At 71.3% G+C, this 1,175-nt stretch carries 1 pseudogene; it reads right to left on the bottom strand.

Annotation, left to right across the window (positions count from 1 at the left end):
* A pseudogene (locus B0W88_RS34130) lies at window positions 1-1,175 on the bottom strand (heme utilization protein); the annotation flags it as partial.

Here is a 1,175-nt window from a genome sequence, read left to right on the forward strand (position 1 = left end):
AGACCACGTCCTCGGTGGTCATCGTCGCCACCTGGGCGGTTCCGATGGCGGCCACCTGGGCGCTGGTCAGCGCCGGGATCTGCGAGCTGGTCAGCGCGTTGAGCGTGTCGCTGCCCATGCCGGCCACCTGGGCGGTGGTGAGCTGCTGCACCTGCGTGCTGGTCAGCGCGCCGATCTGGTCGCTGTTCAGCGCGGCAAGCTGCCCGCTGTTCAATGCACGCAGCGAGCTGCTGCCCAGCGCGCGCAGGTCGTCGGTGCTGAAGTTGACGAGCTGGTCGGTGGTGAGGCCCTGCACCTGCACCGAGCTGAGCACGGCCGCCTGGCCGGTGGCCAGCGCGACGATGTCGTCGGTGGTCAGCGCATGGATCTGGGCCGAGCTCATCGCCTTGATGCCGGCGGAGCCGAGGGCGACGACGTCCTCGGTCGTCATCGTCGCCACCTGGGCGGTGCCGATGGCGGCGATCTGCGAGCTGGTCAGCGCGGGGATCTGGCTGCTGGTCAGCGCGTTCAGCGTGTCGCTGCCCATGCCGGCCACCTGGGCGGTGGTGAGCTGCTGGACCTGGGCGCTGCTCAGCGCGCCGATCTGGTCGCTGCCCAGCGAACCCAGCTGGGCGCTGTTCAGCGCGCGCAGCGCGGCACTGGACAGCGCGCGCAGGTCGTCGGTGTTGAGGTTGACGAGCTGGGCCGTCGTCAGGCCGGCGATCTGGGCCGAGCTGAGCACCGCGGCCTGGGCCGTGGCCAGCGCGACGATGTCGTCGGTCGTCAGCGAGTGGATCTGGGCCGAGCTCATCGCCTTGATGCCGGCGGAGCCGAGCGCCACCACATCCTCGGTGGTCATCGTGCCGACCTGGGCGGTGGTGATGGCGGCCACCTGCGTGCTGCTCAGCGCGGCGATCTGGCCGCTGGTCAGCGCATTGAGCGCGTCGCTGCCGATGGCGGCGATCTGGCCGGTGGTGAGCTGGCGGACCTGGGCGCTGGTCAGCGCGCCGATCTGGTCGCTGGTCAGGCCGTCGAGCTGGCTGCCGCTGAGCGCGCGCAGCGCGGCGCTGTTCAGCGCGCGCAGATCGTCGGTGCTCAGGTTGACGAGCTGGTCGGTCGTCAGGCCCTGCACCTGGACGGAGCTCAGCACCGCGGCCTGGCCGCTGGTCAGCGCCACCACGTCGTCGGTGCCCAGG

Origin of the sequence: Pelomonas sp. KK5 (assembly GCF_001984095.1) — a bacterium.
Lineage (GTDB): Bacteria > Pseudomonadota > Gammaproteobacteria > Burkholderiales > Burkholderiaceae_C > KK5.